Source organism: Curtobacterium uvaldense (genome assembly GCF_028307415.1).
GTDB lineage: Bacteria > Actinomycetota > Actinomycetes > Actinomycetales > Microbacteriaceae > Curtobacterium.
Map to the genome: position 1 here is coordinate 272,858 of NZ_JAQMHU010000001.1, position 13,198 is coordinate 286,055.

At 72.6% G+C, this 13,198-nt stretch carries 13 protein-coding genes; 6 read left to right on the forward strand and 7 right to left on the reverse strand.

Features of this window, described 5'->3' with window-relative positions:
- Nucleotides 1–33: 33 nt before the first annotated feature.
- Entirely contained in the window at nucleotides 34–309 is a 276-nt protein-coding gene (locus PIJ49_RS01350; RefSeq protein ID WP_271825324.1) for an acyl-CoA carboxylase subunit epsilon, read from the reverse strand.
- The gene (locus PIJ49_RS01355; RefSeq protein ID WP_066655068.1) at nucleotides 309–1,904 is read right to left on the reverse strand and encodes an acyl-CoA carboxylase subunit beta; all 1,596 of its coding nucleotides are present in this window, start codon (nucleotides 1,902–1,904) and stop codon (nucleotides 309–311) included. Before PIJ49_RS01355 ends, PIJ49_RS01350 begins: the two co-directional genes overlap by 1 nt.
- 74 nt (nucleotides 1,905–1,978) lie before the next feature.
- Between PIJ49_RS01355 and PIJ49_RS01360 the strand changes: the two genes are divergently transcribed.
- The 3 genes from PIJ49_RS01360 to PIJ49_RS01370 are packed head-to-tail and all read left to right on the forward strand — an operon-like array spanning nucleotide 1,979 to nucleotide 4,756.
- Nucleotides 1,979–2,842: a biotin--[acetyl-CoA-carboxylase] ligase gene (locus PIJ49_RS01360; protein ID WP_271825326.1), complete on the forward strand. Its 864-nt coding sequence runs from the start codon at nucleotides 1,979–1,981 to the stop codon at nucleotides 2,840–2,842.
- A 4-nt stretch (nucleotides 2,843–2,846) separates the two neighbouring features.
- The gene (locus PIJ49_RS01365) at nucleotides 2,847–3,395 is read left to right on the forward strand and encodes a PH domain-containing protein (RefSeq protein WP_066655064.1); all 549 of its coding nucleotides are present in this window, start codon (nucleotides 2,847–2,849) and stop codon (nucleotides 3,393–3,395) included.
- A gap of 53 nt (nucleotides 3,396–3,448) precedes the next feature.
- Entirely contained in the window at nucleotides 3,449–4,756 is a 1,308-nt protein-coding gene (locus tag PIJ49_RS01370) for a UDP-glucose dehydrogenase family protein (RefSeq protein WP_251155542.1), read from the forward strand.
- 134 nt (nucleotides 4,757–4,890) lie between these two features.
- On the opposite strand, the gene PIJ49_RS01375 is transcribed toward PIJ49_RS01370, so the two are convergent.
- Together PIJ49_RS01375 and PIJ49_RS01380 are read right to left on the reverse strand one after the other, a co-directional pair.
- Nucleotides 4,891–6,096, reverse strand: a complete 1,206-nt coding sequence (locus PIJ49_RS01375) for a glycosyltransferase (protein ID WP_271825329.1) — start codon at nucleotides 6,094–6,096, stop codon at nucleotides 4,891–4,893.
- Nucleotides 6,093–7,151 (reverse strand): hypothetical protein, encoded by a 1,059-nt coding sequence (locus PIJ49_RS01380; protein WP_271825330.1) that lies wholly within the window; start codon nucleotides 7,149–7,151, stop codon nucleotides 6,093–6,095. Before PIJ49_RS01380 ends, PIJ49_RS01375 begins: the two co-directional genes overlap by 4 nt.
- Nucleotides 7,152–7,241: 90 nt before the next feature.
- Between PIJ49_RS01380 and PIJ49_RS01385 the strand changes: the two genes are divergently transcribed.
- Nucleotides 7,242–8,255 (forward strand): lysylphosphatidylglycerol synthase domain-containing protein, encoded by a 1,014-nt coding sequence (locus PIJ49_RS01385; protein ID WP_271825331.1) that lies wholly within the window; start codon nucleotides 7,242–7,244, stop codon nucleotides 8,253–8,255.
- A 102-nt stretch (nucleotides 8,256–8,357) separates the two neighbouring features.
- On the opposite strand, the gene PIJ49_RS01390 is transcribed toward PIJ49_RS01385, so the two are convergent.
- Nucleotides 8,358–9,932: a DUF2142 domain-containing protein gene (locus PIJ49_RS01390; RefSeq protein ID WP_271825332.1), complete on the reverse strand. Its 1,575-nt coding sequence runs from the start codon at nucleotides 9,930–9,932 to the stop codon at nucleotides 8,358–8,360.
- A gap of 24 nt (nucleotides 9,933–9,956) precedes the next feature.
- The gene (locus tag PIJ49_RS01395) at nucleotides 9,957–10,484 is read right to left on the reverse strand and encodes a GtrA family protein (protein WP_271825333.1); all 528 of its coding nucleotides are present in this window, start codon (nucleotides 10,482–10,484) and stop codon (nucleotides 9,957–9,959) included.
- A 131-nt stretch (nucleotides 10,485–10,615) separates the two neighbouring features.
- Between PIJ49_RS01395 and PIJ49_RS01400 the strand changes: the two genes are divergently transcribed.
- Both PIJ49_RS01400 and purE read left to right on the forward strand, forming a co-directional pair.
- A complete protein-coding gene (locus PIJ49_RS01400; RefSeq protein ID WP_209685167.1) occupies nucleotides 10,616–11,752 on the forward strand; it encodes a 5-(carboxyamino)imidazole ribonucleotide synthase in 1,137 nt (378 codons plus the stop codon).
- 124 nt (nucleotides 11,753–11,876) lie between these two features.
- On the forward strand, nucleotides 11,877–12,344 hold the full coding sequence (gene purE, locus PIJ49_RS01405) for a 5-(carboxyamino)imidazole ribonucleotide mutase (protein ID WP_209685282.1): 468 nt from the start codon (nucleotides 11,877–11,879) through the stop codon (nucleotides 12,342–12,344).
- Nucleotides 12,345–12,407: 63 nt separating this feature from the next.
- Here the strand turns inward: purE and PIJ49_RS01410 are convergent, their stop codons facing one another.
- Nucleotides 12,408–13,094, reverse strand: a complete 687-nt coding sequence (locus PIJ49_RS01410; RefSeq protein WP_251155547.1) for a hypothetical protein — start codon at nucleotides 13,092–13,094, stop codon at nucleotides 12,408–12,410.
- Between the last annotated feature and the right edge of the window lie 104 nt (nucleotides 13,095–13,198).

The window sequence follows — 13,198 nt, forward strand, 5'->3', positions numbered from 1 at the left end:
GGGACGTGCGGCGTGCGGCTCGCAGCCCGTCGGTCAGCGCAACGAGCGGGCCCAGGCGCCGGAGCCGTGCTCGAGCGGCCGGCGGAGGCCGCGGGCGGACGCGTCCCACCCGGCACGTGGTGACTCGGTGACCTCGGCGCGACCGGTGGCGGCGACCTCGTCGGCCTGCCGCTGGAGCACGGCGACGACGGCCGCCAGCTCCTCCGGCGAGGGGTCGCCCGCGACGACCCGGACGTCGGCGCCGACCGGGCCGTCCGCCGCGGCCGGCACCGCGGCGTCCGCCGGGAGGTGTGCTGCGTGTCGTCCCATCAGAGCGGGATGTTCCCGTGCTTCTTCGGCGGCAGCGACGCGCGCTTCCCGCGCAGCGCCCGCAGCGCCTTGATCACCGAGACCCGGGTCGCGTGCGGCTGGATGATGCCGTCGAGCTCGCCACGCTCGGCCGCCAGGTACGGCGACGCCACGTTGTAGGTGTACTCGTTCGCGAGCCTGGTGCGCACCGCGGCGACGTCCTCGCCCGCCTCCTCCGCGCGCTTGATCTCGGCCCGGTACAGGATGTTGACCGCACCCTGGCCGCCCATCACCGCGATCTCGGCCGTCGGCCACGCCAGGTTGATGTCCGCACCGAGCTGCTTCGAGCCCATCACGATGTACGCGCCGCCGTAGGCCTTCCGCGTGATGACGGTGACGAGCGGGACGGTCGCCTCGGCGTACGCGTACAGCAGCTTCGCGCCGCGCCGGATCACGCCGGTCCACTCCTGGTCGGTGCCGGGCAGGTAGCCGGGGACGTCGACGAGGGTCAGGATCGGGATGCCGAACGCGTCGCAGAACCGCACGAAGCGGGCCGCCTTCTCGCCGGCGTCGATGTTCAGCGTCCCGGCCATCGCCTGCGGCTGGTTCGCGATGATGCCGACGGTGCGGCCCTCGACGCGGCCGAAGCCGACCATGATGTTCGGGGCGAAGAGCGGCTGGACCTCGAGGAACTCACCGTCGTCGACGATGTGCTCGACGATCGTCGTGACGTCGTACGGCTGGTTCGTCGAGTCGGGGATGACGACGTCGAGCTCGTGGTCGGCGTCGGTCGTCTCGAGTTCCGGGGCGACGTCGTAGGCCGGCGGGTCGGACAGGTTGTTGTCCGGCAGGAAGCCGACGAGGGAGCGCGCGTAGTCGAGCGCGTCGGTCTCGTCCTCGGCCAGGTAGTGCGCGACGCCCGAGACGGCGTTGTGCGTCTGTGCGCCGCCGAGCTCCTCGAAGCCGACGTCCTCGCCGGTGACGGTCTTGATGACGTCCGGACCGGTGACGAACATGTGGCTCGTCTTGTCCACCATGATGACGAAGTCGGTGAGCGCGGGGGAGTACACCGCACCACCGGCTGCCGGCCCCATCACGATGGAGATCTGCGGGATGACCCCGGAGGCCTGGGTGTTCAGGCGGAAGATCTCGCCGTACTTGCCCAGGGCGACGACGCCCTCCTGGATCCGGGCGCCGCCGGAGTCGAGGATGCCGATGATCGGCACACCCGTCTTCAGTGCGTGCTGCATCACCTTGACGATCTTCTCGCCGGCGACCTCGCCGAGGGAGCCACCGAAGACGGTGAAGTCCTGCGCGTAGACCGCGACGTTGCGGCCGTGGATCGTGCCGACGCCGGTCACGACGGCGTCGCCGTAGGGGCGCTTGGCGTCCATGCCGAACGACGTCGTGCGGTGGCGGACGAACTCGTCGAACTCGACGAACGAGTTCTCGTCGAGGAGCTGCTCGATGCGCTCGCGGGCGGTGCCCTTGCCCTTCGCGTGCTGCTTCGCGATGGCGGCCTCGCCCGCGGCGGTCACGGCCTCGTGGTAGCGGTCGCGCAGGTCCGCGAGGCGACCGGCCGTGGTCGAGAGGTCGGGGGTGTCTCCTGTGGTCACCCGCTCACCCTACCGGCGGCCACGGCGGGGCCGGTTGGAGGACCCCCACGGTTCCTGCCCGTAGATTTGCGTGCATGTCCACACCCGTCCCGCCGGTCCTGCCGCGTGCCCGTGCCGTCGTCGAGGCCGCCGGTGGGGTGTTCGACGCCGTCGGGCGCACCGGCTCCACGAACGCCGACCTGTCGGACGTCGCTCCCGGTCGGGCGCACGGCAGCGCCGTGGTCACGCTCGACCAGACGGCGGGGCGCGGGCGGCTCGACCGGTCGTGGAGCGCGCCGACCGGGCAGACGCTCGCGGTGAGCCTGCTCGTCCGCGCCGACCTGGCCGACCGCGACCGCGGGTGGCTGCCCCTGGTCGCCGGCGCCGCGATGCGCGACGCGGTGTCCGCCGTGCTGGGCGACGTCGACGCGGCGACCAGGGCCTCCCGTCCGGCCGCCGACGCCGACGACGCGACGCCCGTGCCGGAGCCGCGTGTCCTGGTGAAGTGGCCGAACGACGTGCTCGTCGACGGACGCAAGGTGTGCGGCATCCTCTGCCAGGTCGCCGCCGACGGCAGCGTCGTCGTCGGCGCCGGCGTGAACCTGACGATCCCGGAGGACGCCCTGCCGACGCCCACCGCGACGTCGTTGGCGGTCGCCGGTGCGACCGGTGACGCCGACGGCCTGGCGGACGCGGTGCTGTCCACCTGGACGACGGCCGTCCTGGAGGCGGTGCGTGCGCTGGTGGACGGGGGTGCGGCCGCCGGAGCCGTCCGGTCACACGTCCGCGCAGCGTGCGGCACGATCGGTCGCCGGGTCCGTCTGGAACTACCCGACGGCACCGTCGACGAGGTCGACGCCACCGGCATCGACGACGACGGTCGCATCACGATCCGGGATCGGGACGGCCGAACCAGGGGCGTCGCGGTGGGGGACCTCACCCACCTGCGCTATGCATGACGGCATGACCGCCGAGCCGCCGCCCGAACGCGTGGTCGCGCGGCTGCGGCCGCACGCGCGCCGACTCGTCCGTCCGGCCGTCTTCGTCGTGGTCGTCGCACTGGCAGGGGGCTTCGGCTTCGGCGTGTTCCGCGCACACCTCGCGTGGTTGAACGCGGTCGTCGCCGGACTGACGGTCCTGCTCGTCGTCCTCGGCGGCCTCGTCCCGCTGCTGCGGTGGATGTCCGAGCGGTACGTGGTGACGACCCGGCGGCTCGTGGTGGTCCGTGGTCTCGGCACCCGGACCCGTCGCGAGCTCCTGCACTCCCGCGGGTACGACGTCACGGTGCGGCGCCGCGGCCTGCAGGGGGTGTGGCGGTCCGGTGACGTGCTCGTCTTCCCCGGCGAGGACACGCCCGTGGTGCTCGCCGACGTCCCGCACGCCGACCTCGTGGTGGCCGTGCTGCACGACCTGGTCGAGGCGCACGAGGCCCGCCGACGGCACCGCGAGCCGGACTGGGACGAGATCGTCGGGGGACCCTCGCGACCCGCCTGGGGCGACCCCGGTCGGTGAGGTGCCGAGCGCCCGGAGTGGGAGTCTTCCTCGTTACCCGGTAGCGTCGTCCCGTGCGTATCTCCGTCATCGGCTGCGGGTACCTCGGTGCCGTGCACGCCGCTTCCATGGCCAAGCTCGGACACGAGGTCGTCGCGGTCGACGTCGACCCGACCAAGATCGAGCGTCTCGCCGCCGGCGAGGCCCCCTTCTTCGAGCCCGGGCTGCCCGAGATCCTGACCGAGGCCCTGGCGTCCGGTCGCATCCGCTTCACCACCGACATGGCCGAGGTCGCCGGGTCCGCCGTGCACTTCCTCGCGGTCGGCACCCCGCAGGGTCCCACCGGTGCCGCGGACATGCGGTACGTCGACGCCGCGGTCGCCTCGCTCACGCCGCACCTGTCGGCCGGTGCGTTCGTCGTGGGCAAGTCGACCGTCCCGGTCGGCACCGCCGCGCGCCTGGCCGCCGAGGTCGAGGCGGCGGTCCCCGGTGCGACCCTGGTGTGGAACCCGGAGTTCCTGCGCGAGGGCTTCGCCGTGCAGGACACCATCTCGCCCGACCGTTTCGTCTACGGCGTCCCGGAGGGCGAGGCCGGCGAGCGTGCCGTCGCGGCCCTCGACGAGGTGTACGCGCAGGCGCTCGCCGCGGGGACGCCCCGCCTCGTGGTGAACCTGCCCACGGCGGAGCTCGTGAAGATCAGCGCGAACGCGTTCCTCGCGACGAAGATCTCGTTCATCAACTCGATGGCCGAGATCGCCGAGGTCGCCGGCGCCGACGTCACGGCGCTCGCCGACGCGATCGGGCACGACGACCGGATCGGTCGGAAGTTCCTCAACGCCGGTCTCGGCTTCGGCGGCGGCTGCCTGCCGAAGGACATCCGCGCGTTCCAGGCCCGCGCCGACGAGCTGGGCGTGGGGGAGTCCCTCGCCTTCCTGGCCGACGTGGACGCCACCAACCTCCGTCGACGCGCGCACGCGGTCGACCTCGCCACGGAGATGCTCGGTGGGACGGTCACCGGGAAGCGCGTCGCCGTGCTGGGCCTGGCCTTCAAGCCGAACTCGGACGACGTCCGCGACTCCCCGGCGCTCGACATCGCGGCACGCCTGCACGAGCTCGGCGCATCGGTGGCGGCGTACGACCCGGAGGCGATCGAGACCGCCCGTCGGCTGCACCCGGAGCTCGAGTACGTCGGATCGCCGACCGAGGCGGTCACCGGCGCGGACATCGTGCTCGTGCTGACCGAGTGGTCGGTGTTCCGTGCGCTCGACGCGGCCGAGGTCGCCTCGCTCGTCGCGTCGCCGGTCGTGGTCGACGGGCGCAACTGCCTCGACCGCGAGGCCTGGACCGCCGCGGGCTTCACCTACCGGGGCATGGGGCGCTAGCGGTCCGACCTCGCCGGTGACGGACGGCCGTTCCCCTCGCCGGGAACGGACGTCCGTCTTCTCCGGACGGCCGTTCCGTTCGCCGGGAGCGGCTGTCGGTCGTCTCCGGTCGGGGCGGATCCCGCCGGGAGCGTTCAGCCCCGGTGCGGGGTGCGGCGCTCGACGGCCGCGCGGAGGACGTCCCGGTAGCGGGAGCCGATGCGCTCGGTCGCGTACCCGGCCGCAGCGGCCGTCGCTCCGGCCTGGTGGCGCTCCCGGGCGTCGGCGTCCGTGAGCGCTCGCGCGAGGGCTGCGCGCAGCGCGTCGACGTCGCCGGGCTCCACGAGCAGACCCGAGACGTCGTCGCGGACGACGTCCCGGATGCCGGGGAGGTCGCTGGCCACGATCGCCGCGCCGACCGCCGCCGCCTCGAGGAGCGTCACCGGGAGTCCCTCCTGGTCGCCGTTCGCGGCCGGTACGGACGGCAGGGCCACGACGGTGGCGGACGCCAGGGTGGCGAGCACCTCGCTCTTGCCGCGCTGCCCGACGAAGGTGACCGGCAGCCCCGCGGCCTGTCGTTCGAGGCGTTCGCGCCACGGGCCGTCGCCGACGACGGTCAGCGACCAGTCGACGCCCTCGAGACCGCGGAGTGCCTCGACGAGGTTCCCGAAGCCCTTCTTCTCCACCAGCCGGCCGACGGCCACCACGTGCCCGGGTCGCCGGACGGTGGTCTCCCTGGCCGCGATCGCGGGCGCGAGGTCGACCCCCATCGGGACGACGCTCGACCGCGTCGGGTCGACACCCCACTCGGTCAGGTGGGCCCGCATCTCGTCGTTGACGGTGGTGACGTGCGCCGCACGGCCGAACACCCAACGCTTCAGCCGGACCAGCGGCGCGGCGCGGAGCGCGTAGACGTCGCCGCCGTGCGTGGTGACGACGAGGGGCACCCCGGGTGCCGCCAGGGCCGCGACGAGCCCCTGCGGGATCGCCCAGTGCGCGTGGATCACGTCGGGACGTGCGGCGCGGACGGCTCGACGCACCGCGAGGAACTGTGCCGCGAGGAGTGCCGGCACCTGGAGCAGACGCTTCCGGTCGGCCTTGAGGTTGTCCAGGATCGCGCCGTCGGCCAGGTCCTCGAAGCGCCGCGGGAAGTAGGCGAACCGACGCACCCGGACGCCGTCGATCGTCTCCGAGCGGGCGGCGCCGGCGACCCGCGGTGTCAGCACCGCGGTGTCGAACTCGACCGCCTCCTGCCGAGCCAGGTCCAGCACGAAGGCGGGGACGCCGTCGTCCGGGTGGGCGGGGAAGGTGGACGCGAGCACGAGCAGGCGGGGCCGGGCAGACCCAGCGGTGCGGGTCATGCGTCCGACGGTCGGAGCGTGCCCGCCTCGAGCTCGCGGACGAGTTCGTCCGGCGACGAGAGGTCCATCTGTCGCGTGTTGACGTAGAGCAGCCGGTCGAACTGCCGCAGCAGCGTGACGAGGACCCGGTGCTCCCGCTCGAGCATCGGAGCCAGCCGCGGGTCGCGCTCCAGGATCGACGCCAGGCTGTCGTTGAGGTCCGCCGACGCAGCGATGCCGTCGGCGAGCTCGTCGACGTTCTCGTCGGTGATCCGGACGGACTCGACACCGGGTCCGGTCTTCCGCAGGAAGCCGATGGCCGTGTACGGCACCGAGTCCGCGAACACCTCGCCCGGGTAGAGCTCGTCCGCGTGGATCCGGGTCGAGATGAGGAACTCGCGGCGCAGGAGACGCTCGAGGAACCACCGGATGACGTTCTTCGCGTAGACCGCCGACGAGTACTTCAGCGGCACCTTCGCGCCGACGAGGTTCTGCACGTTGTACGTGAAGATGTGGAGCGGGCGCGGGTACGGGTGCACCACGCCGCGGCGCAGGTCGACGAACTGCAGGTCGTCCCCGAGGAGCTTGTACCCGGCGGCCATCAGGGACATGCTCAGCGTCGTCTTGCCGGTCCCGCCGTACGCGGGGAGCAGGAACCCCTTCGTGTCGGACGCGACACCGCCGGCGTGCATGAGCAGGACGTCGCGCTCGAGGAGCTTCGCGTAGATGATCGGCTCGAGGACCTGGGCCTGCAGGTAGACGCCGATGGCGTTCATGTAGACCCGGTCGAGCCAGTGGCTGCGGAACCAGATCGTCACGTGGTCGGTGTCCAGGCCCCGGATGACGTACGAGAACCTGAAGAGCCCCTTGAACCGCTCGGTACCACGGACGTCACCGGGCTCACGGCTCGGTGCGCGGTCGGCGATACGGACGTCCACCGTGAGCGGTGCGGCGGGGGCGTCGGCACTCGGCCGGGCGATGCGCGCGTACTCGTTGTCGAAGTAGCGTCGCCATCCCCGGTGCTCGGTCTGGAGGTTGACGTCGAGAATGCCGTAGAAGCTGTAGGTGGTGGCCATCCCGCTGGATGTTACTGCAGGGCCCTGCCCCGGACGAACCGGACCCCGAGAGCACGTCACCTAGACTGGGGCGTCATCGTGGAGGGTGTTGTGGAACAGACAGGTGCAGGACGGCGCGCTCGGGCGAAGCGGATCCTGACGCGGGCCGTGCCGATCGTCTTCTACGTCGCCCTCGCCGTCTTCGTGTTCCTCTACGTCCGGAGCGTGGACTGGGCGCAGCTGGCCGGCGTCGAGTGGAACTGGTGGTGGGTCGCACTCGCGACGGCCATCAGCCTCGGTTTCCGGTACTGGGGCGTCGGCATCTGGTTCTTCCTCCTGCGCAGGCTCGGCGCCCGCGACCTGCGTGGCAGCGGTACGACGCTCACGTTCGTGTACGCGAAGTCGTGGATGGGGCGGTACATCCCGGGCGCTGCGACCTGGATCGTCGGCAAGGTCTACTTCGCCTCGCGGCACGGCGTGTCGAAGGCGCGTCTGGGGGTCAGTGGACTGCTCGAGGGCGCGTTGCAGATCGCGGCGACCCTGGCGCTCGCCCTGGTCCTCCTGCTGGTCGACCCCAGGACGCACTCCCTCGACGTCTGGCTCGTGGTCCTCATGGTGGTGGCGTTCGTGGGATGCGTCGTCTGCCTCGTCCCGCGGGTGTTCTTCGGGTTGATCCAGCTCGCACTGCGGATCCTCCGACGCCGGCCGCTCGACGACGACGTCAGGCCGGCGCTCGGTACGGTGGTGGTCGGCGCCGGGCTGTACGTCCTCGGCGCCGTGATCTCCGGGACCGCCTACTACTTCATCGCACTCGCGGTGTACCCGGCGCTGCGGGTCCAGGACGCCGCGTTCGTGATCGGCGCGGCGAGCATGGCGTCCGCGATCAGCATGCTCGCCGTCTTCGCTCCCGGCGGACTCGGCGTCCGCGAGGGCGTCCAGGGGCTCCTGCTCGCGATCGTGATGCCGGGCCCGGTCGCCCTGGTCGTCGTCGTCGTCACACGCATCTGGAGCCTCGCGGTGGACGCGCTGTTCCTGCTGACCGCAGCGATCCCGACCTGGTTCGGCTCCGGCCGACGGAAGGTCGTCACCGTGGGTCCCGACGCGGAGACACCCGAACAGGTCTGACGGACCGGCACGGCACCGCACGGCACCCGGGCGACAGGGCGGGCCGGACCGGCGGTCGGGTCACACGTCGGCCCCGCGGGTCGCGTGCGGCAGATCGGCGGGTCAGGTCGTGGCACCGCCGACGTCGGGGGACGACGCGGCGAGGTACCTCTGCCGGCTGATCGCGAGGACGGTCACGACGACGCCGACCGCGACGCACGCGACGACGATGCCGACGACGACGGGCGGCACCGGCGCGAAGGTGCGGAAGCGCTCGGACCCGGCCGCCGTCGGCAGGAGCTCGGCCGCGTTCCAGAACCAGTTGCCGACGACCACGAGCCCGTACGCACCGACAGCGGGGAGGCCGACCGCGAGACCGGTGACGAGGGCGCGCCCGTGGACCCGCCGTGCGAGCCGTCGCCACGCGACCGCGCTCAGGGCGACGAGGCAGAGCAGTGCGGGGAAGTAGTACCGTCCCTGCGTCGCTGCGACCTCGGTCGTCGTGAGGTACCCGCGGGCGCTCGTCGCCGTCTGCACGACCACGAGGAGCGCGGGGAACACCGCGAGGACGACGGCCGGACGTCGGAGCGGACCCGCTCGGAAGGCGAAGAGCGCGACGACCGCCACGGTGACGACCGTGAGGAGCGCGGTCAGGAGGTCACCGATGCTCACCTGGGCACGCATGCCGGGGCTGCCCCAGAACGTCCTGGTGAGCGTCCCCCAGCTGACGTCGAGGAAGTGGAGGACGGACGGCCCCTCGCCGGGCGGGAAGTCCTGCGGCCCCCGGATCGCGGAGTAGCCGTTCGGCTGGACCCGACCGTAGGCCACGAGGTTGTGCAGCCACCACCAGGACCCGAGCGCCGCGCAGATCACGAGCGGTACCGCGGCGCGGACCACACGCGTCCGGAGCGTGGCAGCGCCGGCTCCTCCGACGAACGCGGCGAGTCCGACGAAGGGCACCGCGGGCAGACCGGTGCCCTTCGTCCAGACCAGCAGGCTGAGCACGAGGCCGAGCGACACGAGCGTCCGCGAGCGCACGTCCCCGGTGAGGACCCGTGTCACGATCCAGACCACGACCCCGGAGAGCAGCAGGACCGGCGCGTCGTTGGACACGGAGGATGCGATGGACGCGAGCTGTGGCGTGGCGAAGAGTGCCAGAGCGCCCACCAGCCCGGCCCGGGGAGACCGCGTCAACCGTCGGACGGTGGCCCAGGCCAGCACCGCGAGCGGCGCGACGACTGCGGCGTCGACCAGGCGCAGCACGAGGAGGGCCTGGTCCCAGCGCAGGTCGCCGTAGCCCACCGCACGCAGGACGAGCGCGTACGCCGCGTAGGCCGTGGGCGGGTGCTGGGTCATCTGGTTGACGGTCCCCGAGGCCCCGGGCGCTCCCGCCAACAGCTCGGAGAAGGTCGACCGTTCGTCGTGCGGGACTCCGTCCTGCTGTGCCACCGCGGCCTGCACGGCGTTCAGCACACGCAGGTCTCCGGGATCGACCCACGGTTCGCCCAGTGCGAGGTGCACGGCGGCGTCGACGTGTGCGGTCTCGTCCGGGGCCTGGAAGGCGGGGACCACCATCGCCCAGACGCCGAGACAGAGTGCGAAGGCGGTCGTGACGACCGCCACCGCGACCAGTTCGCGGCGGGACACGGGCGGGACGGCCCCGTCGGTCACTGCTCGGCGTTCCGTTCGGGTCGACACCGGTCGATCCTACGGGGCGGTGCGTCAGCCCTGGTACGGACGGCCCACCTCGGGAGCACCGGGGACCACCGGCGCGTCCTCACGGTCCTGCGCCTCGGCTCCGCGACGGTCGGCGCTCTCGCGCTCGACCCGGTCCGGGTGGTAGACCCAGATCTTGTACAGCCAGAACCGGAACGCCGTCCCGAGTGCCAGGCCGATGACGTTGCCGGAGATGTTGTCCGCGAGGGCGGACGTGAAGTGCAGCACGTAGTGCGACACGGCGAGGCAGCCGAGTGAGATGACCATGCCGCCGAGGGACACGACGACGAACTCGAGCCCTTCCTTCGCCGCGACGGAACGACGCTGGTGACGGAAGGTCCAGTACCGGTTGCCGACCCAGTTGACGAGGATCGCGACCACCGTCGAGACCACCTTCGCCCAGAACGGGCCGGAGTGGACTTCGTCGGGGGAGAGGACCGTCGCCCGCAGCAGGTTGAACACCGAGAAGTCGACGAGGAACCCGAAGGCTCCGACGATGCCGAACCGGGCGAGCTGGGCGATGAGGCGCCGCACGTGGCCTCCAGGATTCCGTAGTCTTGCGGATGCCGGTGGGAACGCCGGCGCCGGGCGGATCGACGATCGGCCTCGCAGGATTGTAGTCGAGTGGACCCTGGCGTGCGCCTGGGGTCGTGGAGGGTTTGAGCATGGTGTTGCGGGTCGGGGTCGTCGGTGGCGGACAACTTGCGCGCATGATGGTGCCCGCGGCGATCGAGCTGGGCCTCGACATCCGGGTCCTCGCTGAGGGACCGGGCATGTCCGCTGCGATCGCGGCGTCAGCGGAGGGCGACTACCACGACGCCGCCACCGTCCTGGCGTTCGCGCGGGACGTCGACGTCGTCACCTTCGACCACGAGCACGTGCCGCAGGAGGTGCTCCGTCGCCTCGTGGACGCCGGGGTGGCCGTCCACCCCGGACCTGCTGCGCTCGACGTCGCCCAGGACAAGATCACGATGCGCACCCGGCTGTCCGAGCTCGGGTTGCCCGTCCCCGACTGGGCTGCGGTCCGCGACCAGACCGAGCTGGCCCGGTTCCTGGCCGCCCACGGCGGACGTGCGGTCGTGAAGACGGCGCGTGGTGGCTACGACGGCAAGGGCGTCCGGGTCGTGCGGGACGCGGGGGAGGCCGACGACTGGTTCACGGCGCTGGCCGAGACGGGCACCGACGAGGCACTGCTGGTGGAGGAGCTCGTGCCGTTCACGCGTGAACTCGCGCAGTCCGTGGCGCGACGCCCCTCCGGGGAGGTCGTCGCGTGGCCGCTCGTCGAGACGGTGCAGCGCGACGGCGTGTGCGCCGAGGTCATCGCTCCCGCTCCGCGGTCCGCCGGGCGGCTCGCGGACGCAGCGGAGAGCACCGCCGTCCGCATCGCCGAGGAGCTCGACGTGACCGGGGTCCTGGCCGTGGAGCTGTTCCAGACCGACGATGAGCGGATCCTCATCAACGAGCTGGCCATGCGCCCGCACAACACGGGGCACTGGACCATCGACGGCGCCACGACGAGCCAGTTCGAACAGCACCTCCGCGCGGTCCTCGACCTGCCGCTCGGTGCCACCGGCGCCCTCGCCCCGGTGTCCGTCATGGTCAACGTGCTCGGCGGTCCGCTCGACGGGGACCTGGCGGCCCGGTACCCCGCCGCGTTGGACGCGTTCCCCGAGGCGAAGTACCACTTCTACGGCAAGGCGCCCCGACCGGGACGGAAGATCGGTCACGTCACGGTGACCGGCGAGGACGTCGACGACGTGGTCTACCGCGCACGCGCAGCAGCCGCGCACTTCGACGACTGACCCGCTGGACGGACCGCAGCGGGTGCACGTTCGGCCGTGCCCTCGACCCCGGGCGGAAGGCCCCGCGGGCTAGGCTCGACGCGTGACCGACACCACCGCTCCTGCACCGCTCGTCTCGATCATCATGGGGTCCGATTCGGACTGGCCGACGATGCGCGCTGCTGCCGACGTCCTCACCGAACTCGGGATCACGTTCGAGGCAGACGTCGTCTCCGCACACCGGACGCCGGACAAGATGGCGCGGTTCGCCCGGGGCGCGGCAGAGCGAGGGGTGCGTGTGGTGATCGCCGGTGCCGGCGGCGCGGCACACCTGCCCGGCATGGTGGCGTCGATGACCACCCTGCCCGTCATCGGCGTCCCCGTGCAGCTGGCGCGGTTGGACGGGCTGGACTCCCTGCTGTCCATCGTGCAGATGCCGGCCGGCATCCCGGTCGCGACGATGGCGATCAACGGCGCTGCCAACGCCGGGCTCTTCGCTGCGCGGATCCTCGGGAGCTCGGACGCCGACGTCGCGCAGCGGCTCGCCGAGCACGCCGGTGCGCTCGAGGAGATGGTGGAACGGAAGGCCGCGGCGCTCCGCGCCCAGCTCTGACGGCCTCGTCGTCGCTGTCGACGTCGCGTCGGCCCGCGGGAGCGCCGGGGAGGCCGCCCCGACTCAGGCGGCCGCGGTCCCGGTCCGCGCGTCGACCGTGACGGAGCGTTCGGCGCCTCCGACGGTGACGACCGCGTTCCAGACGGGCGCCGTGTCGGACCCCTCCAGGACGACGGACCGGAGCGTGCTGCCGGGCACCGCGGCGGTCGCCGACGCCGCCGCCGCAGCTGCGTCGACCTCGGCTGCGGCGGACCGGGCTGCGTCGGCCGCTGCCGTCGCCGCGTCCACGTCGCGGGGGAACGGGCCGGAGGTCACACGGCCCAGGGTCGCGGAGACCACCGACTGGGTCCGGGAGCCGTCGGGGCCCGCGACCACGACGGTCCACTCGTCACCTGACCCGGCGAGCGAGACGACCGTTCCTCCGCCGGCTGCGGCGACGCCCTGGGCCGAGACCGCGGCGAAGTCGACGGAGTCCGGCTGCTCCACGCCGCTGCCGTTGCCCGTACCGGGTCCGGTGCCGTCGTCCACGCCGCCGGACGGGCCGGGGGACGGGACGTCCGACGGTGAGGATCCGGAGGACGGGGGAACGGTCGTCGGTGCGCTCCCGGTCGGTGCCGGAGTGGCCGAGCGGCTCGGGGACGCCGAGGCCGTCCGCTCGGGCCCGTCGCCACCGGAGCACCCTGCGAGCACGACGGCGGCGGTGACGGCGAGGACGACGGAGGCGGCGGTGACGGGGAGTCGACGGGACATGCGATCGATCCTCGCAGGTCACACGCGGAGCCGACGCGGCGACACGGGCGCCGCAGCGCATCGAGGTCGGGTGCGCGGACCGGTCGTCCGGGTCGGGGACCCTC

Excerpts from the sequence above, each read along its gene's own strand:
- PIJ49_RS01350 (WP_271825324.1), bottom strand. The coding sequence starts at position 309 with ATGGGACGACACGCAGCACACCTCCCGGCGGACGCCGCGGTGCCGGCC.
- PIJ49_RS01360 (WP_271825326.1), top strand. The coding sequence starts at position 1,979 with ATGTCCACACCCGTCCCGCCGGTCCTGCCGCGTGCCCGTGCCGTCGTC.
- PIJ49_RS01365 (WP_066655064.1), top strand. The coding sequence starts at position 2,847 with ATGACCGCCGAGCCGCCGCCCGAACGCGTGGTCGCGCGGCTGCGGCCG.
- PIJ49_RS01375 (WP_271825329.1), bottom strand. The coding sequence starts at position 6,096 with ATGACCCGCACCGCTGGGTCTGCCCGGCCCCGCCTGCTCGTGCTCGCG.
- PIJ49_RS01380 (WP_271825330.1), bottom strand. The coding sequence starts at position 7,151 with ATGGCCACCACCTACAGCTTCTACGGCATTCTCGACGTCAACCTCCAG.
- PIJ49_RS01400 (WP_209685167.1), top strand. The coding sequence starts at position 10,616 with ATGGTGTTGCGGGTCGGGGTCGTCGGTGGCGGACAACTTGCGCGCATG.
- purE (WP_209685282.1), top strand. The coding sequence starts at position 11,877 with ATGGGGTCCGATTCGGACTGGCCGACGATGCGCGCTGCTGCCGACGTC.
- PIJ49_RS01410 (WP_251155547.1), bottom strand. The coding sequence starts at position 13,094 with ATGTCCCGTCGACTCCCCGTCACCGCCGCCTCCGTCGTCCTCGCCGTC.